Here is a 23848-nt window from a genome sequence, read left to right on the forward strand (position 1 = left end):
CGCGCCACCCGCCAGCCGATCCACGAACCACAACCGCCGCTGCCCCAACGAGACCGGGACGACCCTGACCGTCTCAGTCATGGCCCACCCCCAGCTCGCGCAGCAGCTCGGCCAGCTCTTCGCCGTCCCCGACCGCCTCCCCGAGGGCCCGGCCGGCCCGCGCCGCCGAGACGGGGCCGCCGGGGGCGGCCGGGGGCGCGCCCGCGGGGGCCGGGCCGGACATCCGGTCGACGGCCGCGGCCAGGTCGGCGAGGCGGGGGTGCTGGAAGATCAGGCGCATCGCGGCGGCCACCCCGAAACGGCGGCGGAGCCGGGCTGCGACCTGCCCGGCGAGCAGTGAGTGCCCGCCGAGCTGGAAGAAGTCGTCGCCGGGGGCGACCTGGGCGACGCCGAGCACCTCGCACCAGATCTCGGCGACCGCGGCCTGCGTGGGGCCGGCCGGTGCGGCGGCCCTCTCCGCGGACGCCCGCGGCCGGGGAGCGGGCAGCGCGGACACGTCGATCTTTCCGCTGCCGGTCCGGGGCAGCGCCGCCAGCCGGACGACCGTCCCGGGCACGAGGTGCCCCGGCAGCGCGCGGGCCGCGTGCGCGCGCAGTTCCTCCGCCGGCACGTGCCCGGCCTCCGGCCGGAGTACGACGTAGCCGACCAATCGCCCGTCCCGCACGGTCACGGCCACGTCGGCGACCGCGCGGTGGGTGCGCAGGACCGCTTCGGGCTCCGCGGGGTCGATGCGGAAGCCGCGCAGGCTGAGCTGGCGGTCCAGGCGGCCGACGTACTCCAGGGAGCCGTCGGGGAGCCGCCGGGCGAGGTCGCCGGTGCGGTAGAGCCGCCGCCCGGCCGCGAAGGGATGGGGGCCGAACCGCGCCGCCGTACGGCCCGGCTCGGCCAGGTAGCCGCGGGCGAGTCCCGCCCCGCCGATGAAGACCTCACCCGGGACCCCGTCGGGGACCGGCTCGAACCCGTCGTCCAGGACGTGGACCTCGGTTCCGGCGATCGGTCGCCCGATCGTCACCCGTGCCCGGTCGGGAACGGTGTCGAGGAAGGCCGCGGTCGACACCATGCTCGCCTCGGTGACGCCGTAGACGTGCGCGAGCCGTACCCCGGGCGCGGCGGTGCGCCAGGCGGCGAGGCGGGCCGGGTCGGCGGGTTCGCCGCCGGCCACGACCAGCCGCAACGACGGCGGAACGGGCACCCCGTCGTCCGTCACGGCTCCCGCCAGCAGGTTCAGCAACGATGTCGGCAGGTGCGCGACCGTCACGCCGAGCCGGGCGACGCCGTCGAGGAACGCGGCGGGCCCGTCCAGCATCTCCTCGGTGCGCGGCACGAGCGTCGCCCCCGCCGCCAGGCACGGGAAGATCTCCTCGGCGCTGAGGTCGAAGCTCAGCGACCCGGACTGCAGCACCCGGTCGTCCGGCGTCAGCGCGTACATGGCCTGATGCGCCGTGACGTACGCCGCGAGCCCGCCGTGCGGCACCCCGACCGCCTTGGGCCGTCCGGTGGACCCCGAGGTGAACATCACGTACGCGAGGTCCCCGGCCGCGACCGGCACGGCGCGGTCCCGGCGCCCGTCCCCCTCCCCCGCCGCGGTGCGGACCTCGCCGGGCAGGACGATCGCGTCGGCGCCGAGGGCGCGCAGGCGGGGCGCGTGCCCGGGGGTGGTCACGACGGCCGCCGGGCGGGCGCGGGCCAGCAGCTCGGTGACGCGGGCGTCGGGGAGCTCGGGGTCGAGCGGCAGGTAGGCGGCGCCCGCCCGGTGGATCCCGCAGATCGCGGCGATCGCCTCCGGCGACCTGCCAGCGAACAGCGCCACGACCGATCCGCGGCCGACGCCCCGGCCGCCCAGCTCTCCGCCCAGCCGCGCGGCCCGGCCGATCAGCTCCCGCCAGGTCAGGTCCCCGACGGCCGCGGTGTCCGGGCGGCGGCGGGCGGCGGCCTCGGTCCACACGGGAACCGAGCCGTCCGGCCCGGCCGCGGCGGCGCGTCCCCCCGCCAGGACGCGTTCACGCTCGGCGGGACGCAGGGCGGGCAGATCGCGCAGCGGGAGATCGGGCGCGGCCACGGCGGCCTCGGTCAGCGCCGCGAGGCAGCGGGTGTAGGACCGTACGGTCGCCTCGTCGAACAGCTCGGTGCTGTACTCGCAGACGAGTCCCCCGCCCGGACCGATGGTGAGGCTGAGGTCGAACAGCGAGATCCCGCGCTCGGGCGCCGGCACCGGCGTGACCTCGACGCCGGGCAGCCGTAGCCGGCCGGCCACGCCCGGCTCGGCGTCCAGCATGACCTGGAAGATCGGATTATGCCCGGACGTGCGGTCGGGGTTGACCGCCTGGACGATCCGGTCGAACGGCGCCTCGGCGTGGTCCTGCACGTCCAGGACGGCCTCCCCGGCCCGGGCGAGCAACGTGCGGAAGTCGTCGCGGGGGCGCACCGGCAGCCGGAGGGGGAGTGTGTCGGCCAGGCAGCCGACGATCCGGTCGGTCTCGGGCCGGCCGCGACCGGCGTGCGTGGTGCCGATGACGACGTCCTCGGCCCCGGTGAGCCGGTGCAGGAGCAGCCCGGTGGCGGCGAGGGCGGCCGCGAAGGGGGTGACGCGCCCGGCGGCGGCGAGCCCGGCCAGCCCGGCGGGCAGCGGGTCCAGCGTCAGCAGCGAGCCCCGGCGGGTGCGCACGGCGGGCCGCGCCCTGTCGGCGGGCAGGTCGAGCACCGCGGGCGCGCCCGCCAGTGTCCGCGTCCAGTGGCCGATGTCCTCGTCGGCCCCGCCGCCCTCGACGAACGTCCGCTGCCAGACGGTGTAGTCCGCGTACTGCAGGGCGGGCTCGGCCACCGGCTCCCCCCGGTAGGCGGCCCCGATCTCCTCCAGCAGCACCCCGAGCGACCAGCCGTCGCAGACGGCGTGGTGCACCGTCAGCAGCCACACGTGCCGTTCCGGTTCGAGCCGCAGCAGCTCGCTGCGCATCAGGGGGCCGGCGGTGAGGTCGAACCGCGTCCGCGCGTGGACGGCTGCGCGCGCGGCGACGGAGGCGTCCGCCGGGACGGCGCCCGGATCGGCGAGCAGATCGGTGACCGGGGTCGGCACGGCGAGGGTCTCGGCGATCACCTGGTGTGGCCGGCCGCCGATCGGGCGCAGCGTCGTCCGCAGGGCCTCGTGGCGGTCGACCGCGCCCTGGACGGCCGCCGCGAGGGCCGCCGCGTCCAGGCGGCCGGCGAGCTCCACGGCCAGGTGCATGTTGTGCAGGGCCGCTGCGCCGTCCGCGAGGTGCTCCGACAGCCAGAAGCGTTCCTGGGCGTAGGACGCCGGGACCGCCACGACGGACGTCATCGCGCCACCTCCCCGGCCCCGGCGTTCTCCGGGGGGTCGAAGGCGTCCGGCGCGACCCGGTGGGCGCGCCGGTCGGTCCGGGTGACGGCCGGCCGGACGCCCGCGTCGGCGGCGCCGTTCAGCCGCCGTGCCAGGGCCGCGACGCTGGGCGCGGCGAGCAGGTCCCGCACGGACACCTCGCGGCCCAGCGCGCCGCGCAGCCTGACGGCGGCGCGCGCGGCGAGCAGGCTGTGCCCGCCGAGCGCGAAGAAGTCGTCGAACGCTCCGACGGGTACGCCGCCGAGCACGTCGCCGAGGACGGCCGCGATCGCGCGTTCGAGGTCGTCGCGCGGCGCGGTGGAGGGGCCGGGCCGCCGCGCGGGCGCGGTCGCGGCGAGCCTTTCGAGGCCGGAACGGTCGATCTTGCCGGTCGCCGTCCGGGGGAAGCGGGGCAGCACGGTGACCGAGCCCGGCACCAGGTGACCGGGCAACCGCTGCCGCAGCCAGTCGGCGAGCGCTCCGGCGTCGGCCCGGTCGCCCGGCCTGGCCAGCACGAACGCCGCCAGCCCGGCGACCCGGCCGGTGTCCTCGCGGGCGGCGACCACGACCGCGTCGCGCACCCCGGGGCCGCCTCGCAGGACCGCCTCGACCTCGCCGGGTTCCACGCGGAAGCCGCGTACCTTGACTTGGCGGTCGTCGCGTCCGAGGAACTCGATCGCGCCGTCGGGGCGGAGCCGGCCGCGGTCGCCGGTGGCGTACAGGCGGTCGCCGGGCGCCCCCGACGGGTCGGGCCGGAAGCGTTCCGCGGTCCGGGCGGGGCGGCCGTGGTAGCCGCGGGCGATCGTCGGGCCGGACAGGTGGATCTCACCCGCCGTGCCGACCGGGGCCGGGCGCAGGGAGCCGTCGAGCACGCGGGCGGTCACGCCGGGCAGGCCGGTTCCGATCGGCAGCCAGGCCGAACCGGCCGCCTCGCCCTCCCACAGGGTGCTGCCGACGGTGGCCTCGGTGACGCCGTAGACGTTGAGCACCCGGGTGTCCGGACCGGCGGCGCGGCGCAGGGCGGCGTACTCGGCCGGGGTCCACGGCTCACCGCCGACCGCGAGGAGCCGCAGGAACGACAGCGAGGCGCCGGTGGCCGCGCAGTGGTCGACGAGCAACCGGGCCACGGACGGGAGCAGTTCGGCGTACCGGACGTCGTGGTCGCGCAGGGCGCGGTGCAGGGCGGCCGGGTCGAGGACGACGTCGGCGGGACAGACGACGAGCGTGCCGCCGCCGGCCAGGGCGCGGACGATCTCCCCGGTGCACACGTCGAACGCGAACGAGGCGACCTGCGCGTGCCCGCCCGGTTCCAGCCGGTAGGCGAGCTCCCAGGCCCGGTACTCGGCCGCCAGCCCGGCCCGCGTGATCACCACCCGCTTGGGCCTCCCCGTCGATCCCGACGTCGTGATCAGGTATGCCGCGTTGCCCGGCGCGGCCGCCCGGGGCGCAGGGCCGCCGGACGGCGCCCGATCGCCGGGGACGATCACGGGCACCCCTCCGGCCGCCGCCTCCGCGTGGGGACGCCGCCGGTCGGCGGTCAGGACGGCCCGCGCGCCGGACTCCCGGATCACGTCGGCCAGCCGCCCGACCGGCCAGGAGGGATCGAGCGGCAGGTAGGCGGCGCCCGACCGCAGCACCCCGAGGACGAGGACGGGCATGTCGAGGTCGCGGTCGGCGCACAGCGCGACGACGTCCTCCGGCCCCAGCCCGCGCTCCCGCAGCAGCCGGGCGACCGCCGCGGCCCGCCGGTCCAGCTCGCCGTACGAGAGCCCGCCCCCGCCGACGACTCGCACGGCCTCCCGCTCCGGCGCCGCGGCGATCCGCCGCTCGATGAGCGCCACCACGTCCTCGGGCTCGCCGGGCGGCTCCTCCGCGGGGGGAGGCGTCCCTCCGGGGAGGGGGAGGTCGGCGACCGGCGTGCCGGGGGCGTCGAGGGCGGCGGCCAGCAGGGCCTCGTACTGGGCGGCGAGCCGGGCGATCGTGGCGGCGTCGAAGAGGTCGGTGCGGTACTCCCAGATCATCGTGATCCGGCGGTCGCGGTCGCGCTCGGGGAGCCCGCTCTGCCGCTCGGCGCGCGGCACGGCCAGGACGGACAGGTCGAGCTTGGCCGTTCCGTTGTGCCGTTCCAGGTAGCTCGCCCGGACGTCGCCGAAGTCGATCGGGCCGAGCGGCGCGTCGTCCATGTTGAACATCGCGTCGAACAGCGGGTTCCGGCCCGGGACGCGGACCGGCGACAGGGCCTCGACGACGCGGGTGAAGGCCAGTTCCTGGTTGTCCTGCGCGTCCCGGACGACCGCCGCCGCCTGGCCGAGGAGCGTCGCGAACGTCACCGTCCCGGACAGGTCGAACCGGAGCGTGACGGGGTTGACGAACATGCCCGCCACCGACTCGGTGCCGGGCACCCGCCGGTTGGCGAACGCCGACCCGACGCACAGGTCCCGCTGCCCGCCCACCCGGTGCAGCAGCGCGACGTAGGCCGCCAGCAGCGTGCCGAACAGCGTGACCCCGGCGGCCCTGCTGCCCTCGCGGGCCCGTTCGCACAGCGGGGCGGGCAGTTCCACCCGGTGGACGCCGCCGGCGAACGCGGGCGCGGCCGGGCGGGGCCGGTCCCGCGGCAGGTCGACGCCGTGGTCGGCGCCGCGCAGCCGCTCGGTCCAGTACGCCCGCTGTCCCTCCGGCGGGTTGCGCCGCTGCCATCGGGCGAAGTCGCGGTAGCGCACGGGGCCGGCGGGGGCGGGTCGCTCGCCCCGGTAGAGCGCCGCCAGGTCCTCGGCCAGCAGCGCGAACGACCAGCCGTCGTGGACGAGGTGGTGCTCGACGAGCACGAGTTCGTGCGCGGCCGGGGCGGTCCGCAGCAGCGTCCACCGGACGAGCGGCAGCTGCGACACGTCGAACGGCCTGCGCGCCTCGGCCAGCACGAGCGCGTCCACCTCGGCCTCGGCCGCCTCGACGACCGGGATGCGCACGGCGTAGGGCGGGTGCACCCGCTGCGCGGGTGTCCCGTCGGCGGAGGTCTCGATCGTCGTGCGCAGGATCTCGTGCCGCTCGACCAGCCGCGTGACGGCGGCCTCCAGCCGCCCGTGGTCGAGCGGCCCGTCGAGCCGGAACGTGGTCGGCGCGTTGTAGGCGATGTTCCCCGGTTCGAGCTGTTCCAGGAACCAGATCTGCTCCTGCATCAGCGACAGCGGCGCGTACGCGTCGTCGACGGCCGGGATCGGCGGGAACCGCTCGGCCCGCCCGGCGTCGAGCAGCGCCGCCAGGCCCGCGACGGTGGGACTGCGGTAGAAGTCGCGGAGGGCGGGCTCGTGGCCGAGTTCCGTCCGGACGGCGGCGATGACGCGGATCGCGCCGAGGGACGTGCCGCCCAGGCGGAAGAAGTCGTCGTGGACGCCGACCGGCCCGGTGCCGAGGACGCGCCGCCAGATCCCGGCGAGCCGCCGTTCGGTCTCCGTGGCCGGGGTTGTCTCCGCGTGCGGGTCCGGCACCGCCATCGGCGCGTACGGCAGCGCGGACCGGTCGACCTTCCCGGCCGCCGTGACGGGCAGGCGGTCGTGGGCGTGCCACACGGCGGGCACCATCCACGGGGGCAGCCGCTCGGCCGCCCATTCGCGCAGCTCACCGGCCGTGGGCGCGGCCGTACGGCCGGTGAACACCAGGTGCGCGGCCAGCCGGCCGCCGTCTCCGGCCCCGTCTCCGGCTGCGTCTCCGGCTGCGTCACCGGCGGGGCCGCGGGAGACGTCGCGGGAGACATCGCGGGAGACATCGCGGGAGACATCGCGGGAGACGTCGCACGTGACGCAGCACAGGGCCACCGCGGGGTGTCCCCCCAGCACCGCCTCCACCTCGCCGGGTTCCACCCGGTATCCGCTGACCTTGACCTGGTCGTCCGCCCTGCCGACGAACTCCAGGCCGTGCGCGGAGCGCCTGACCAGATCGCCGGTCCGGTACATGCGGGATCCCGGCGGTCCCGCGGGGTCCGGCACGAAGCGCTCCGCCGTCGGCCCCGGCCTGCCCAGGTAGCCTCTGGCCAGCGCCGCTCCCCCGATGTACAGCTCCCCGGTCGCGGTCCCGCGCACCGGCCGCAGTTCCCGGTCGAGCACGGCGAGCCGCCGCCGTCCGACGGCCTTCCCGATCGGCACCGGCGCCGTTCCCGCGGAGACCACCCGGTGCGCGCTGGCGGTGATCACCGCTTCGGTCGGACCGTACGCGTTGACCAGGCCGGCCCCGCCCGACGCGAGCCAGCGCCGGGCGGCGTCGACCGGCAGCCGTTCCCCGCCGACGGTCAGCACCCGCGGCGCCCTCGCGACCGGCGGTCCGGCGGCGAGTTCGGCGAACAGCGCCGCGGGCAGGTCGGCGACCGTCACCCCGCCGGTGTCGAACGCCTCCCGCAGTTCCGCGGTGCCCCACGGCCCGGCGCCCCGCATGAGTACGGTCGCCCCCGCCGACAGCCCGCAGAAGAGCTGCTCGACGAAGACGTCCACCGACTCTCCGGAGACCTGCAGGACGACGTCCCGGCGCCGCAGCCCCACCGCGGCGGTCATCGCCCGGATGTGCCCGGCGGCGGCCCCGTGCGGGACGACGACGCCCTTCGGTTCCCCGGTGGAACCGGAGGTGTAGACGACGTAGGCGGCTCCCAGCGGATCCACGGGCACGTCGGCGGGGAGCCCGGCGGCGGCCGGGTCCACGACGGTCAGCTCCCGGCATCCGGCGAGGGCCCCCGCGGGCGCGACCGCCACCCGGGCCCCGGCGTCCGCGACCAGCGTCCGCACCCGCCCGGCCGGCACGTCCGAGGGGATCGCGAGGAACGCGCCGCCCGCCCGGAGCACCCCGAGCAGCGCCACCGCGAGCGCCGGGCCGCGCGGCACGCGGACCGCCACGATGTCGTCCGGAGCCGTCCCCGCGGCGCGCAGCGCCCCCGCGAGCAGGCCGGAGCGGCGGTCCAGTTCACCGTAGGTGAGCTGCTCGGCGCCGCAGCGCAGCGCCGTCGCCTCCGGCCGGCGCCGGGCCGCCGCCAGGACCGGGGCGTGCAGCGCGACCGCCGGCGGCCGGGCGGCGGTCACCGGCCCACCAGGGCTTCGACGGTGCGCGTGAACAGCGCCCGGTCGTTGTGTGCGGACGCCATGGGGGTGACGACGACCTGGGTGGCGCCCGCCCGCGCGTATCGGGCCGCCATGTCCCGGACGGCGGCCTCGTCGCCGAGGACGGCGATCCCGTCGAGCATCCCGTCGCTGACGGCTCCGCGCGCGAGCTCGTCGCCGAACCCGCTCAGCTCGTACATGCGCCGATAGGTGGGCACCCGCGCGTACGCGGCCAGGTAGCGGCGGAGCAGTTCCCGGTCGCCGGCCAGGTCCTCGCTGACGGCGCCGGGCACCATGGCGACGACCGGGAACCCGTCGGGCGAGCGCCCCGACCGCCGCAGCCCGCGTTCCAGGGCGGGCATGACGACCTCGTGGATGTAGGCCGCCGTGCACATCCACAGCATGAGCCCGTCGGCCGCCTCCCCGGCCAGCTCGGCCAGCCGGGGGCCGAACGCGCCGAGGTAGACCGGCAGCCCGGCCCGCCTGGGCGCCGCGTAGACGGCGTGCGCGCGGTACCAGGCGCCCGTCTCGTGTACCTCGCCGTCCCGGATGAGCGAGGTGACGACCGACAGGTACTCGCGCATCGACCCGACCGGCGGGCCCGTCGGCACGCCCAGCATCCACTCGCCGGTCACCCGGTGCCCGCTGCCGACGCCGAGCGTGAACCGGCCGCCGGACAGCTCGTCCACCGTCAGTGCGGTCTGCGCCATGGTGACCGGCGGGCGCGTGTAGAACGGCAGCACGCCGGCGCCGAGGGCGACGCGCTCGGTGACGCAGGCCAGCGCGGCCAGCACGGCGGCGCTGTCGCGCAGGCTCGGCAGCTGCACCAGCCACACCGCGTCGACCCCGATCTTCTCGGCGAGCCTGGCTCGCTCGATCATCTCGGCCACGGGCAGGTCCTGCCCGTGGATCACGACTCCGGTCTCCGGCGGAACGGGCACGCTCAGCCGCCCATCCGCTCGCGCAGGCTCTTGGGGCGCATGTCGGTCCAGACCTCTTCGATGTAGGCCAGGCACTCGGCTTTCCGGCCGGTGCGGCCGACCTCCGACCACCCGTCGGGGACGGTCCGCTGGACGGGCCAGATGGAGTACTGCTCCTCGTGGTTGATCACGACCGTGTACTCGCGGTCGTCGTCGTCCTCGAACACGCGCTGCTCCTTGTCTGAGGTGCCTGAGAGGGATGCGGGGAGGTCATTCCAGCGTCGCGAGGAGGTCGGCGGCCTCCTCGTCGGTCATGCCGGCGACCTGCTCGGCGAGCGTGGCCTCGATGTCGGCGGCGAGGTTGCGCACGGTGCGGCACTCGAAGAGGACCGCGACGGCCAGTTCGGTCCTGAAGTGCTCCCGGATCCGGGCGACGAGCTGCACGGCGATCAGCGAGTTGCCGCCGAGGTCGAAGAAGTCGTCGTCCACGCCGACCCTGTCGACGCCGAGGGAGTCCTGCCAGAACCCGCACAGAGCGCGCTGCGCCGCGTTCCCCGGTTCCACGTACGGCGTGGCGAGGTTGCGCGCGGTGACCGCGGCGGCCCGCTGCGGCGCCTGGGCGATCTGCTCGCGCAGCGCCTCCCGGGTGACCCCGGCGGCCCGGCGCAGCCGCTCGCCCAGCCCGTCGGGGCACATGATGAGCTGCGGGCGCACGCCGCTGCCGAGGATCTGCCAGAGGGCGGCCGAGCCGTCCTCCGGCTGGATGCCGAACTCGAGGTCGGCCTCGCGCAGCAGCCGCAGTTCCAGGTCGGCCGCGGCCGAGGGCGCCTCCCCGACGACGGCCCCGGCCCCGGGGACGGCCGCCGTGGCCTCGGCCTGACCGCCGGAGTCGTAGGCGAGGAGAGTGAACCCCTCGATCACGACCAGCTCCCGGCCCCCGGCGTCCATGATCGTGATGTCGCTGCGGGTCATGTCGCCGGTGGTGTCGTCGCGGTGCCTGATGTGGCTGAACACCCGCTCGGGGAAGCGTCCCCGGACGACGATGCGGTCGTAGCCGAACGGCAGGAACCGCGCGTCGGCCGCGATGCTCTGGCCGAGGGCGTTGGCGCTGTCCAGCATCGACGGATGCAGCCCGTACGAGGGTAGCTCCGCCAGGAAGGCGGCGGGCTGCTCGATGAGCACCAGCTCGGCGTCCTCGCCCTTCCACCGGCCGCGGATGTTGTCCCAGTGGGCTCCGACGGTGAGCCCGCCGATGACCGGGTCGTAGCCGGGGGTGTCCTCGACGTCGCACAGGGCGCGCAGGGTTCCGAGGTCGTGGGTGGGCCCCGGCTCCTGCGGCACCCGCCTGACCCTGGCCCTGGTGTACTCGGCCCGCGCTCCCCCGGCGGCGTCGCCGGCTGTGACGTCGTCGGCGTCGCCGACCGTCACGTGGTAGCCGCCCTCGCCGTCGGGCCGGTAGACGACCCGGATGTTGCGGCTGTGCTCGAAGGTCAGCGGGCGCATGAACACGACGTCGCGGATCTCCATGTCGGCGCTCCCGGTGCCGAGCTCGAACCCCGCCCTGATGATCTCCACCAGGCCGGTGCCGGGCATGGTGGGCAGCCCTTCGAGGCGGTGCTCGTCGACCTCCCAGTCCTCCTCCGACAGCCGCTTCACGAACACGATCTCATCGGAGTAGAGCTGGTGCAGGCGGCTGTCGAGCAGCGGGTGGTCCACCGGCTCGTACCGGTCGCCGCGCTCGAAGTCGGTGAGCACGGCGGGCGCGTACGTGTCGTGGGCCATGCCGACGTTGAACCAGATCGGCCAGTTGATCGACAGCACCCGTGTGCGGCTCGCGGCCTTGGCCTGGGCGTAGGCGTCCATGACGGCGTTGGCGGCGCAGTAGTCGCCGAGGCCGAAGTCGCCGGACAGGACCGCGATCGACGAGTAGAGCACGAGCAGGTCGAGGGAGTCGCCGAAGACCTCCTCGATCGCGTACAGGCCACCGACCTTGGGGGCGAAGACCCGGGCGGCGTCGTGCGGCGAGCGGGTCTCCAGCATGCCGCCGCCGGACACGCCGGCGGCGTGGAAGACTCCGTCGACCGGGCCGAACGTCTCCTCCGCGCGCCGCCTGACCTCGCGCATCGCGGCGACGTCGGCGACGTCGGCGGCGACGGTCAGCACGTCGTCGCCGAGGTCGCGTACCTTGCGGATGCGGCGGGCGACCGCGTCGTCGTCGCCGTGCGCGGCCAGGTAGGCGTCCCAGTCCGCGCGCTCGGGCAGCCCGGTGCGGCCGACGAGGACGACCTTGGCCCGGACGCGTTCGACGAGGTCGCGGGCGAGCACGAGGCCGAGGCCGCCCAGCCCGCCGGTGATCATGTAGACGCCGCCGTCGCGCAGCCCCGCCGAGGAGGGGGGTTCGTCGAGGTCGATCTTCTCGTAGCCCCAGATCCAGCGCTTGCGGCCGCGGTAGGCGACCTGGTCGTCCTGACCGCCGCCGGCGATCTCGGCGGTCAGCCGGAGCGCGTCGGCCGCCGCGTCCCCCGTCCCGGAGAAGTCGACGCCGCGGCAGGTGACGCCGGTCAGCTCCTTGGGGACGAGTTTGATCAGGCCGAGCAGGGCGGCCTTTGCGGGCTCGACGGCGTCCTGGCCGGACACGTCGTTCATGTCGGTGGAGACCAGGATGAGATCGGCTTCGGGTGGGCCGCCGCGCCTGCGGGTGAGCGCCTGCAGCACGTTGAGCACGCTGTAGAAGCCCAGGTCGAGCCAGCCCTGGGGGCCGTCGGCGGAGTCCGCGGCCGACCAGCCGTGCACGATCGTCAGCCGGTCGGAGCCGGTGACGGCCTCCAGGAGGGCCGAGTGATCGGCCAGTTCCCCGGGGGCGACGGTGACGTCGCCGTCGGCGCCGGGCGGCACCGCCGAGATCACCGGGAGTCCGGCGGCACGGCGGTGCCTGACCAGTTCCTCGGCGACGCCGTGGCCCGGGGAGAACACGATCCAGGGACGCTCATCGGCCGGCGCGGCGGCGGGGAGGGCGGTCTCCCGCCACACCGGCACGTAGTAGGGCCCGGTGTCCTTCGGTCCGGCGGACGGGAGCTCCGAGCCGGGGTCGGGCTCAGCCCAGCAGCGCTGCCGCTCGTAGGGGTAGGTGGGCAGCGGGATCCGCGAACGCGGCTCGCCCGACCAGAAGCGGTCCCAGTCGATCGTGCCGGACGCCTGCCACACCTGGCCGACGGCGGTCAGCAGGGCCGCCGCGTCCGACTGGCGCTGCTGCGGGTGCCGCATGGCGGGCACCGCCAGTCCGGACAGCTCGGCGTCCAGGCGGCGCCTGGCCAGCGTCGTCAGGGTCGTCCCCGGGCCGACCTCGACCAGCACGCGGCGGCGGCCCTCGGTCAGCAGCCCGACCGCGTCGCCGAACCGTACGCAGCGGCGCAGGTGCTCGCTCCAGTAGCGCGGGTCGGTCGCCTGCCCGGCGGTGATCCACGTCCCGGTGACGTTCGACACGTACGGCCGCTCGGGGGCCCGCGGCGCGAACCGGGCGACCTCGGCCGCGAACTCCTCCAGGATCGGGTCCATCATCGCCGAGTGGAAGGCGTGCGAGGTGTGCAGCGGGCGGCCCTCGACGCCCTGCAGCGACAGCACCTCGCGCAGCTCGGCCACGGGCCCGGCGGGCCCGGACACCACGCACAGGTCGGGCGCGTTGACGGCCGCGAGGTCCACACCGGGCACCAGCATCGGCACGAGCAGGTCCTCGGCGAGCGGCACCGCCAGCATGTCACCGCGCGGCAGCCCCTGCATGAGCGCGCCGCGCGCGACCACCAGGGCCATCGCCTCCTCCCGGGTGAACACCCCGGCCAGGCACGCGGCGGCGTACTCGCCGATGCTGTGCCCCGCCATGGCCGCGGGCTCGACGCCCCACGACCGCAGCAGGCAGGCCAGCGCGTACTCGACGGCGAACACCGCGGGCTGGGTGACGGCCGTCTCGTTCAGGCCCTCTCCGCCGAACAACTTCTCGCGCAGGTCCCAGTCCCGGACGAGGGCCGCGCAGGCGTCGATCTCGGCGCGGAACACCGGCTCCGCGTCGTAGAGGTCCCTGCCCATCCCCGCGTACTGGGCGCCCTGACCGGGGAACATGAACACGACCTCGCGCTCGCCCCCGCGCGGCGGCGTCAGCGCCGGGTGCCCGGCGGGCGGTCCGGCGGCGAGCCGCTCGGCGGCGGCGGCCGGGTCGTCGGCGACGACGAAGCCGCGCACGGCCCGCGCGGTACGGCCGACGCTGAGCGTGTGGGCGGCGTCCGCGAGGTCGCCGGGCCGCTCTTCCAGGTGCCGCCCGACGAGCGCGCCCAGCGCCGTCAGCGCCGTCGGCGTCCGCGCCGACAGCGGGATCAGCCGGTACGGCCCCGCCCCCGCCGACGCCGCGGGCCGGGCCGGAGCCTCCTCGACGATCATGTGCGCGTTCGTCCCGCCGACGCCGAACGAGCTGACTCCCGCGAGCAGCGGGTGCCCGTTCGGCTTCCACGGCGCCAGCTCGGTGTTGACGTAGAACGGTGAGGAGCCGAAGTCGATCGCCGGGTTCGGCTCCTCGAAGTTGAGGCTCGCCGGCAGCGCGCGCCGTGACAGGCACAGCACCGTCTTGATCAGTCCGGTGACGCCGGCGGCGGCGCCGAGGTGGCCGACGTTCGACTTGACCGACGCGATCGGCACCTCGCCGACCCGGCGGGTGTGCGCCCTGAACGCCTCGGTGAGCGCGTTGACCTCGATCGGGTCGCCGACGAGCGTCCCCGTCCCGTGCGCCTCGACGTACCCGATGTCGGCCGCGCTCACCCCGGCCCGCGCGAGCGCGTCGGTGATCACCCGGACCTGGCCCTGCACGCTCGGCGCGGCGAACGCGCCCTTGGCGGAGCCGTCGTTGTTGATGGCCGAGCCGCGGATGATCGCGTGGATCGTGTCCCGGTCGGAGAGCGCGTCGTCCAGGCGCTTGAGCACGACGACGCCGACACCGCTGCCGAAGATCGTCCCCTTGGCCTTGGCGTCGAACACGCGGGCGTGCCCGTCGGGCGAGAAGATCCCGCCCTCCTCGTAGAAGTACCCGGAGATGCGCGGCAGCGGTTCGTCCACGCCGCCCGCCAGCGCGATCTCGCACTCGCCCGCCTGCAGTGCCCGGCAGGCCGTGTGCACCGCGACCAGCGACGTGGAGCACGCCGTCAGCGTCGTCAGCGCGGGCCCGCGGAGCCCCAGCCGGTACGCGGTCTGGGTGGCCACGTAGTCGCTGGTGTTGGACAGGTCGATGGCGAAGTGCCCCATCAGCCGGATCGCGTCCGCGTTGCGGATCACGTTCAGTTCCCGGTAGCGGTTGATGCCGACGCCGCCGAAGACGCCGATCCGGGCGTCGTAGCGGGCGGGGTCGTAGCCGGCGTGCTGCAGCGCGCTGTCGGACGCCTCCAGGAACGCCCGGTGCTGCGGATCGAGGATCTCGGCCTCGCGGGTCGACATGCCGAAGTACGCGGGCTCGAAGTCCTCGGTCCCGGGGGCGATGGGGGCGGCCCTGACGTAGGTGGGGAACGCCAGGAGCTCCTCGGGCGTGCCGGCCGCGCGCAGTTCCTCGTCGGTGAAGAAGGTGATCGACTCGACCCCGGCCACCAGGTTCTGCCAGAACTCCTCGATGTCGTGCGCGCCGGGGAACCTCCCCGCCATACCGACGATCGCCACATGCTGTCTGGTCGTGCTCTCCACGTGCGCTCCTGATGTCGATCATCCGGGCACCGGCAGACTCAAGGCTGAGAGAGAGCACCGGCCCCGGCAAGGCCGCGGAAGCCGGTTGGCGACAAGTCGCCAGCGGCGTTGACGGTCCGGTGCCGCGCTTGGTGCGCTGGTCGGCGGTGCCGTCGCAGGGGCTCCGCCAGGCGTCCCCGCAGTGCCCCTCACCGGAAGGAGCGCCGCCACGTGGTGACCCCGCCCCCGCCCCCGCCCGTCACCGAGGGGCGCCGCCTGGGCACCGGATTCTGGATGTTGTGGGCCGCGTTCCTGGTGGCCAACCTGGGCACCGGGATCGGTTCGGTCGCCTTCCCGTGGCTGGCGACCTCGCTGACCAGGGAGCCGCTGCTGATCGCGCTGATCGGGGTGGCGGCCGACCTGCCGTGGCTGCTGCTCAGCCTGCCGGTCGGCGCGATCGTCGACCGGGCCGACCACCGCCGCGTGCTCACCGTGACGCACTGGGGCCGCGCCGTCCTGGTCGGCGCGGTCGCCGCCGCCCTCTACACCGGCCGCATGTCGCTGGCCGTCCTGTACGTCGTCGCGTTCGTGCTCGGCACCCTGACCGTCGCCAACGAGAACGCCGCGCAGACGATCCTTCCCCGGCTGGTCGGGCGGAGCCTGCTGCAGCGTGCCAACGCCCGGCTGACCATCGCCGACACCACCGCGGGCGTGTTCGTCGGCCCGTGGGTCGGCGGCCTGCTCGTGGGGGTGGCGCTGGCGGTGCCGTTCACGGTGGACGCCGCGCTGTTCATGATCTCCGGGCTGCTCGTGCTGGCGCTGCCCGCCAGGCGGCCGGAGCGCCCGCAGGGCCCCCGGTCGATGCGCCGCGAGCTGGCCGAGGGACTGCGGTTCTTCTGGAACCACCGGCCGTTGCGCGCCCTCGGGCTGCTGCTGTCCGCGCTGAACCTGGCCGGCGCGGTCGCCATCGCCACCCAGGTGCTGTTCGCGCAGGAGGTGCTCGGGCTGTCCGCCGTGCAGTACGGGCTGCTGTTCATGGTCGGGGCGGTCGGCGGCATGATCGGCGCGCAGGGGACGCCGTGGCTGGAGGCCAGGCTGGGGCCGCGCCGGGTGCTGCTGCTGTCGCTGCTCGGCAGCGCGCTCGCGCTGACGGTCGTCGGGCTGACCTCCAGCGGCGTCGTGGTCGCGCTCGCCCTGGCCGTCAGCGCCGGGCTGGGGCTGGCGTGGAACATCATCACGATCAGCTACCGGCAGCGGATCGTGCCGGAGCGGCTGCTCGGCCGCGTCAACAGCATCTACCGGCTCATCTCGTGGGGGCCGCTGCCGCTCGGCTCGGCGGCGGGCGGGCTGCTGGTGACGGCGGGCGAGGCCGTCGGCGGGCGCGAGTTCGGGCTGCGCACCCCCGTCCTGCTCGCCGCCGTCGCCATCGCGGCGCTCTTCGTGATCGCCTTCACCCGTCTGGACACGGGGCTGTGGAGCAGGACTGGGAGCGTGGACGATGCCGACGACGGCGAGTAACGGGATCGAGCTGGCCTACGAGGAGCACGGGGACCCCGGCGGGCCACCCGTCCTGCTGGTGTCGCCGGCCGCGTCCGCGTCGGGCCTGTGGACCCTGCACCAGGTCCCCGCGCTGGTCGGGGCCGGGCACCGGGTGATCACATTCGACAACCGGGGCACCGCGCCGTCGTCGTGCCCGCCGGGGCCGTACCGGCTGGCGGACCTGGTCGAGGACACGGCCGGGCTGGTCCGCGGGCTGGGGTGCGGCCCGGTCGCGGTCGCCGGGGCCTCGCTCGGCGCCCTGGTCGCCCAGGAGCTGGCGCTCGCCCACCCCGAGCTGGTCACCGGTGTCGCGCTGCTCGGCACCCGGGCGCGTACCGACTTCTTCCGCGCGAAGATGACGGCCGCCAGCGCCCATCGCGTGCGGGTGGGCGACGCGCTCGACCCCGAGCACGCCGCCGTCTCCCTGATGTGCCAGCTCTTCTCACCGCGTACGCTCGCCGACGACCAGGTGGCCGCCGACTGGCTCGACGTGCTGACCGCCTTCCCCATCCGGGGCGAGGGGGCCGCCCTGCAGTACGAGGCGACGCTGGCCGGCGACCGCCGGGACGCGCTGGCCGGGGTGCGGCGGCCAGCGCTGGTGGTGGCCTTCGGCGACGATCTGCTGATGCCGGCCTTCATGGGCAGGGAGACGGCCGGGGTCATCCCCGGCGCCACCTACGTGGAGATACCGGCCTGCGGTCACTACGGCTTCCTGGAGCGGCCGTCGGTCGTGAACCGCGTCCTGGTGGACTTCCTCGGGCGGCTCTGATCGGGCGGCTCTGATCGGGCGGGAACGCCTCAGACCCAGCTGCGCCGCATCGCCTCCGCGCCCGCCTGGAAGCGGCTCTCCACCCCCAGGTGGGCGAGCAGCTCCGAGACGCGGCGGCTGTAGGTCCGCGGCGAGATCCCCAGCCGGTTGCTGGCCGCCTGGTCGGTGGCGCCCGTCAGGAGCTGGAGCAGCACCGCCTGCAGGTGCTCGGGGAGGACTCGCCGAGTCGTGTCGTGCCGGGAGCTGTCGTCCATGACCGCATTCCTCTCCGCGTGTCCGTCAGGGCCGACGAGGGGTCTCCTCCGCCTGCCGGACTGGATGACCAGCCCGAATCGGACGGTATGTCACGGTACGCACATTGACGTTAATTGTCCTCTACGTTCGCTCTCGCCCCGCTCTCACATATTTTGACCTGCACGGATCACGGTCATCGCTCACAGCTCGTCACGGGCCTGCCTGGTCCTGGCCTCCCAGAGGGAGACCCCGATGTCGGCCCAGATCCGGGCCGCCTGGTCCAGGCAGTCCCCGGCGCGCACCGTCTTGCCCTCCTCGGCGTAGCGGGTGCCGAGGTGGTGGAGGGTGAGCGCACGGCCGTACCGGTCGCCGACGGCCACGAAGATCTCCAACGCCCTGGCCAGCGCGCGGCGCGCGGCGTCCTTGTCGCCGCGCGCGCCGTACAGCGCGCCGAGGTCCACGAGCGTGAAGCCCTCCCCGACGTCGTCACCGCACTCGCGGAAGGCATCCAGGCTCCGGGCGAGCAGCGGTCCGGCGGCGTCCAGGTCCCCGATGGTCAGGTACAGCGTCCCGAGGTGCCGCACGACCAGCGCGCCGCCCATCCGGTCGCCGAGCTCGGTGAAGAGGTCCAGGCTCTGCCGGTAGCAGTCCAGCGCGGCGTCGTAGCGGCCCAGGTCGCCGTGGACCAGGCCCAGCGTGCGCAGGGCGCGGGCGGCGCCGCCCCGGTCGCCCAGCTCGGTGAAGACCGCCAGCGTACGGCGCAGCGTGCGCAGGGCGGTGCCGAGCCTGCCGGTCCTGGCATGGGCGAGGGCCGCCGTGGCGCGGGCGTGCGCGGCACAGCCCGGGGAGCCGAGCTCGGTGAAGATCCCGGCGGCGCCCTCGGCGCACTGCACGGCGTCCGGGTAGCGGTCGAGGTCCAGGTGGTGCTCGCCGAGCGAGCGCAGCAGGTGCGCCTCCCCCAGCCGGTTCCCGGCCCGGCGCACGACGTCCAGCGCCCTGCGGGTGACGTCCAGCCACACGTCGGCGTGCCAGCGGCCCCCCAGGAACCGGCCGGCGCAGCAGCACAGCTCCCACGCCAGCTCGTCCAGGCCGCGCGCGCACAGCTGGTCGCAGACCGCCACCAGCGTCTGCCGTTCCGACTCGAACCAGGCCATCGGATCGGCCATCAGCCGCCGCAGCTCTTCCTCCGGGAGCGGCACCCGCGGCGTCGAGCCCCACCCGAGGGCCGTCCCCCCGGGCAACCGGGCCTGCGCCTGCTCTGCCATGAACAGGAACCGGCCGAACACCCTGCGCAGCGCCGCGTCCAGCGACCCGGCCGACTCCTCCGCCGCGGCCCGGTCCCGCGCGTACAGCCGCAGCAGGTCGTGGATGCGGTAGCGGACGGCGCCGGAATCCCCGTCCACGTGCGCGACGTCGATCAGACGGGCCTCCACCAGGGCCTCCATCAGCTCCTCGGCGCGCTCGTCGGGCACACCGAGGAGCGGCCCGGCCACCCAGCCGGCGAACGTGGGCGCCTCCAGCACGCCGAGCAGCCGGAACAGCCGCGCCGCATGCTCGTCGATGCCCTCGTAGCTGAGCGCGACGCTGGCCCGCACCCCCATGTCGCCCGCGTGCAGGGTGTCCAGCCGGTGGCGTTCGTCGGCCAGCAGGTCCACCAGGCGCGACAACCGCCAGTGGGGACGGCCGCGCAGTCTCGCCCCCGCCACCCTGATCGCGAGCGGCAGCCGCCCGCAGAGCCGCACGATCCTGCGGGCGTCCGGCCCGGCCCCGGCCCGGTCCGGCCCGACGGTCCGGACGAGCAGCTCGACGGCCTCGTCCTCGGTCAGCACGTCCAGGTCGAAGGAGTGGGCGTTCTCCAGCCCGCCGAACCTGCGGCGGCCGGTCACGATCACCGCGCAGCCGTGCCCGCCCGGCAGCAGCGGCCGGATCTGCGCCTCACTCCCGGCGTTGTCCAGCACGAGCAGGACCCGGCGGTCGGCCATGTGCGCGCGGTAGAGGGCGCTGCGCTCGGACAGGTCGGCGGTGTCGCCGCCGTCCTCCACCCCCAGCCGGTGCAGCAACCGGGCCAGGACGACCGAGGCGTCCACGGGTCTCCTGTCCAGCCCGCGCAGGTCGACGAAGAACTGGCCGTCCGGGAACCGCTCCTGGATCCGGTGCGCGACGTGCACGGCCACCGCCGTCTTCCCGGTGCCGGCCCGGCCCGACACCGCGGCCACCGCCGGCACCGGGCCCGGCGCCGACAGCAGGCCGGCCATCTGCTCGACGACCGCGGCCCGGCCGGTGAACCCGGCGATGTCCGGAGGCAGCTCCCTGGGCCGCCGCGGACGGGCCTCCCGCAACCGCGGCGGCGCGGTTGCGGCCTCCGGCATGTCCAGCCGGGGCGCCGACAGGAGGATGTCGCGGTGCAGGTCCTGCAGCGGGCGCCGGGGTTCCACGCCCAGCTCGGCGACGATCAGCCGGTGTCCGTCCCGATACGTCTCCAGCGCCTCCGCCTGCCGTTCCGACCGGTAGAGGGCGAGCATGAGCTGGCCGCGCAGCCGTTCGTTGAAGGGGTGTCTGGCGACCCAGTCCTGCAGCTCGGGCACGACGTCGCGGTGGCGGCCCAGGGCCAGCGCCGCCTCCATCCGCTCCTCCACGGCCAGCAGCCGCAGCTCCTCCAGCGCGGCGGCGGCCGACCGCACGGCGGGCACGTCGACGTCGCTGAACGCCGGGCCGCGCCAGAGCGCGAGCGATTCCTCCAGGAGGTCGGCGGCGGCCGCCCGCGCCGCCTCGGTGCCGGCCTCGGCGAGCAACGCCCGCGCGCGGCCGACGCCGTCCTCGAACCTGGCGAAGTCGAGCGCGTCCCGTTCGACCTGCAGCAGGTAACCGCCCGGCCTGGTGACCAGCACCGGCCGGTTCCCGCCCCCCTGCGCCTCTGCGCCGTTCAGCAGGGTGCGCAACCGCCAGACGCGGGTCTGGACCTGTCCGAGCGCCGTTTCCGGGGGGTCCTCCCACAACGCGTCGATGAGCTCCCGCACGGGGACCACGCAGCCGGTGTTGAGCAGCAGGACCGCCACGAGCGCACGCTGGGTGCTTCCCCCTGGGGACCGGGCCCGCCCCTCGACGATGATCTCCAGAGGGCCGAGCACACCAAACGCTATGGGACTCACGTGATCAATTACTCACGAAACGTGACACTCTGGGAAGACCCAGAGTGGACATGCCCACCAAGGGTCGCCCGGCATTAATCGACAAGCCACCTCCCCGGCCCCTGCTGGCGACAACTCGCCAACGCTCTTCCCGAGCTCCTTTCCCGCCCCGATCCTGCAGGTGGGCCCGGGACGAAAGGGGCGCGACGACACCCCGACCCGGCTGGAGGAGCAGGGGTGAGGTGCCGCGCATGACGACCGCGCAGGAGGTGCTCCGCTCGGCGATCCCCGGCACCCCCGTCGTCGCCGCGGAGGTCTCCGTCCGCGGGCGCACGCACGAGGTGCTGCTGAAGCTCGAGAGCGGCAACCCGACGGGCTCCATCAAGGACCGTACGGCCGCCGGCCTGCTGATGGCGCTCGACGCGGAACGACCGCTGCGGCCCGGCACGGTCGTGGTCGAGTCCACCTCCGGCAACCTCGGCCTCGGCCTTGCCCGGCTCCTGCACCACCTCGACTGCCGGTTCGTCGCCGTCATCGACCCCAACACGCCGCGCGCCACCCGGCAGACGCTGGTGGCCGCGGGGGGCGAACTGCACGAGGTCACCGAACCCGACGGCCGCGGCGGCTACCTGCTGACCCGCCTGCGCGAGGTCCGCCGGATCCTCGGCCGCAACCCCGGCTACCGGTGGACCGACCAGTACCACAACCCCGCCAACCCGCGGATCCACCGTGACACCACCGGCCCGGAGATAGCCGCGCACGGCGGCCGTGATCTCGACGCCGTCTACATCGCCGTCTCCACCGGCGGCACCCTGGCCGGGGTCGCCGGGCACCTGCACGCCCTCGACCGGGGCATCGCCGTCGTCGCCGTCGACGCCGCCGGCTCCCTCGCCACCGGCGGCTCCACCGGCCCCCGGCTGATCAGCGGCATCGGGGCCAGCCGTCCCTCGGTCTTCCTCACCTCCGGCAGCTACGACCGCGCCCACCGCGTCCCCGACGCCGAGGCCGTGGCCGCCTGCCGGATGTTCCGCGCCGACACCGGCGTGGCGCTCGGCGGCTCCAGCGGCAGCGTCGTCGCCGCCTGCCTGCGCGACCTGGCCTCCCCGCGTCCGCCGCGCCGCCCCCTGTGCCTGTGCGCCGACTCCGGCCTCGCCTACGCCGACACCCTGTACGACCCCCGCTGGATCACCGCCCACGCCCTGGCCGCCCCCGTCGCCGAGGCCGAGGCCCGCCTCCGCGCCGACGGCATCCGCTTCCGTCTGGAAGGCGCCTACCCATGACCGCTTCACACCCCGACCGCCCGGAGGTGGCCCGGACGTGAATCTGTTCACCGAATACCCCGACTCCGAACTGCGGTATCTGCCGCGGGCGGCGGTGATCGAGTGCTGCGCCGAAGTCGATCTGCTGGAGGTCGTCGAGGACGCGCTCATGCGGCACGGGACCGGCCAGGCGATTCTGCCCGAGGAGGCGTACCTGGGCTGGCGGACCGCCTCCGGAGCGGCTGCGCGCGCGCTCGCGATGCCGGGCGGGCTGAGGGACGGCGACCGGCTCGTCCTCGGGCTGAAGACGATCAACGGCAGCCTGGGCAATCCCGCGCTCGGGCTGGCCAGGTCGCAGGGCCTGCTGATGATGTTCGACCCCGACGTCGCCTGGCCCCGCACAGTCATGGAGTCGGCATACCTGAGCGCCATGCGCACGGCCGCCGTCACCGCCGTGACCGCGCGGCTGCTCGGCCGTCCCGGGATGAGCCGCGCGGCCGTCCTCGGCTGCGGCACCCTCGCCAAGGCCCACCTGGCGCTGCTCCCGGTCTCCGAGGTCTGTCTCTACGACCTGGACCGGGCGCGGGCGCTGGCCCTGGCGGAGGCCGTACGGGACGAGCTGGACGTGACCGTGGCCGGCGACGCGGAGTCGTGCGTGCGCGGCCGGGACCTCGTGATCACCGTGACGACGGTCACCGAGGGGTACCTGCCCTACGAGTGGCTGAGCCCGGGGGCGCTCGTCGCGCACGTGTCACTCGACGACGTCCTGCCCGGCGTCGTGCGTGACGCGGCCCTGGTCGTCGTCGACGACTGGGACCTGGTCCGCCAGGACCACCGGCGGCTGCTCGGCCGCCTCTACCGGACCGGAGAGCTGCTCGGGCCCGACGGCGGCGCGTGCCCCGGCGTCACCCCGGATCCGCGGGCCCGGCCGGTCGACACGACCCTGGCCCGCGTCCTCACCGGCGCCCACCCCGGCCGCGCGGACCCCGGCGACGTGATCCTCAGCAACCCGTTCGGCATGTCCGTCCTCGACATCGCCCTCGGTCAGGCCGTGGAGGCCGTGGCCGCCCGGCGCGGCGCCGGATTCCTCCTCCCCAGGTGACCCGGCCGCACCCCCGCACCCCCGCACCCCCGCACCCCCGCACCCCCGACAGGAGACCCAGATGAGCAACGACCAGCTGACCCCGGGGACGACCGCCCCGCAGGCGGCGCCGCCCGGCGCCCGGCGTCCCGTGATGACGGCGCTCATCGCCGTCAACGTGCTGGTCGCGATCGCGGCCAGCGTCATGATCACCATCGCCGACGGCTTCGACCCCGGCCTGATCCTGCTGGACGGCGTCAGCCCGCTGCACGAACGGGGGGAGATGAGCGGCAAGGCCGTCGACGGCGGTGAGTACTGGCGGCTGTTCACCACCCTGTTCCTGCACTACGGCCTCCTGCACCTGCTCGCCAACATGGTCCTGCTCTGGCTCGCCGCCCGCCGCCTCGAACCGGCGCTCGGCTCGGTCCCCCTCCTGGTCACGTACGTGCTGTCCGGTTTCGGCGCGAGCCTGGCCGTGTACTACACCGCCCACGACTCCCTGACCGCCGGTGCCTCCGGCGCCGTCTTCGGTCTCTTCTCGGCCCTCCTGGTGGCCGGCCTCAAGCAGCGCCTCGACCTGTGGCTTCCCGCGGTCCTTCTGGCCTTCGGCGTCGTCACCACCTTCCTCCTCCCCGGCATGTCCGTGGCGGCCCATGCCGGCGGCCTCCTGGTCGGAGCCGTGGCGGCCCTCGCCTACACCTACGCGGCGAGCCTGCGCACCGTGATCCTCACCGCGACGGCGGTCATCCTGGTGGTCCTCACCGTCGCCGCCCGGTTCCTCTGACGGAACGGCGACGGAACCGAGGTCCGGGCGG

General features: G+C 75.3%; 12 protein-coding genes. 5 read left to right on the plus strand and 7 right to left on the minus strand.

Annotated elements, in window-relative coordinates:
- Positions 1 to 73: 73 nt before the first annotated feature.
- The 5 genes from IEZ08_RS35505 to IEZ08_RS35525 are packed head-to-tail and all read right to left on the minus strand — an operon-like array spanning position 74 to position 15044.
- Positions 74 to 3316 (minus strand): non-ribosomal peptide synthetase, encoded by a 3243-nt coding sequence (locus tag IEZ08_RS35505; RefSeq protein WP_068924287.1) that lies wholly within the window; start codon positions 3314 to 3316, stop codon positions 74 to 76.
- The gene (locus IEZ08_RS35510) at positions 3313 to 8394 is read right to left on the minus strand and encodes a non-ribosomal peptide synthetase (RefSeq protein ID WP_189243910.1); all 5082 of its coding nucleotides are present in this window, start codon (positions 8392 to 8394) and stop codon (positions 3313 to 3315) included. The genes IEZ08_RS35505 and IEZ08_RS35510 overlap by 4 nt, the downstream gene beginning before the upstream one ends.
- Complete coding sequence (locus IEZ08_RS35515) at positions 8391 to 9326, minus strand: LLM class flavin-dependent oxidoreductase (RefSeq protein WP_176728541.1); 936 nt, start codon at positions 9324 to 9326, stop codon at positions 8391 to 8393. The genes IEZ08_RS35510 and IEZ08_RS35515 overlap by 4 nt, the downstream gene beginning before the upstream one ends.
- A gap of 29 nt (positions 9327 to 9355) precedes the next feature.
- Positions 9356 to 9559, minus strand: coding sequence for an MbtH family protein (locus IEZ08_RS35520; protein ID WP_068924290.1), 204 nt, complete (start codon positions 9557 to 9559; stop codon positions 9356 to 9358).
- 43 nt (positions 9560 to 9602) lie between these two features.
- A complete protein-coding gene (locus IEZ08_RS35525; RefSeq protein WP_141704113.1) occupies positions 9603 to 15044 on the minus strand; it encodes a type I polyketide synthase in 5442 nt (1813 codons plus the stop codon).
- 210 nt (positions 15045 to 15254) lie between these two features.
- Here IEZ08_RS35525 and IEZ08_RS35530 point away from each other — a divergent pair, with 210 nt between their 5' ends.
- A complete protein-coding gene (locus IEZ08_RS35530) occupies positions 15255 to 16541 on the plus strand; it encodes an MFS transporter (RefSeq protein ID WP_084780297.1) in 1287 nt (428 codons plus the stop codon).
- On the plus strand, positions 16522 to 17331 hold the full coding sequence (locus IEZ08_RS35535; protein ID WP_068924291.1) for an alpha/beta fold hydrolase: 810 nt from the start codon (positions 16522 to 16524) through the stop codon (positions 17329 to 17331). Before IEZ08_RS35530 ends, IEZ08_RS35535 begins: the two co-directional genes overlap by 20 nt.
- Before the next feature lie 29 nt (positions 17332 to 17360).
- Here the strand turns inward: IEZ08_RS35535 and IEZ08_RS35540 are convergent, their stop codons facing one another.
- Both IEZ08_RS35540 and IEZ08_RS35545 read right to left on the minus strand, forming a co-directional pair.
- Positions 17361 to 17585, minus strand: coding sequence for a helix-turn-helix domain-containing protein (locus IEZ08_RS35540; RefSeq protein ID WP_068924292.1), 225 nt, complete (start codon positions 17583 to 17585; stop codon positions 17361 to 17363).
- Between the two features lie 180 nt (positions 17586 to 17765).
- A complete protein-coding gene (locus IEZ08_RS35545) occupies positions 17766 to 20693 on the minus strand; it encodes an AfsR/SARP family transcriptional regulator (RefSeq protein ID WP_189243911.1) in 2928 nt (975 codons plus the stop codon).
- 251 nt (positions 20694 to 20944) lie between these two features.
- Here IEZ08_RS35545 and IEZ08_RS35550 point away from each other — a divergent pair, with 251 nt between their 5' ends.
- The 3 genes from IEZ08_RS35550 (at position 20945) to IEZ08_RS35560 (ending at position 23817) form a co-directional block, all read left to right on the plus strand.
- Entirely contained in the window at positions 20945 to 21973 is a 1029-nt protein-coding gene (locus tag IEZ08_RS35550) for a pyridoxal-phosphate dependent enzyme (RefSeq protein ID WP_068924294.1), read from the plus strand.
- Positions 21974 to 22010: 37 nt separating this feature from the next.
- The gene (locus IEZ08_RS35555; RefSeq protein ID WP_189243912.1) at positions 22011 to 23054 is read left to right on the plus strand and encodes an ornithine cyclodeaminase; all 1044 of its coding nucleotides are present in this window, start codon (positions 22011 to 22013) and stop codon (positions 23052 to 23054) included.
- A 61-nt stretch (positions 23055 to 23115) separates the two neighbouring features.
- The gene (locus IEZ08_RS35560; RefSeq protein WP_189243913.1) at positions 23116 to 23817 is read left to right on the plus strand and encodes a rhomboid family intramembrane serine protease; all 702 of its coding nucleotides are present in this window, start codon (positions 23116 to 23118) and stop codon (positions 23815 to 23817) included.
- The last annotated feature ends 31 nt before the right edge of the window (positions 23818 to 23848 follow it).

Source organism: Planobispora rosea (assembly GCF_014648175.1).
In the GTDB taxonomy this organism is placed as follows: domain Bacteria; phylum Actinomycetota; class Actinomycetes; order Streptosporangiales; family Streptosporangiaceae; genus Planobispora; species Planobispora rosea.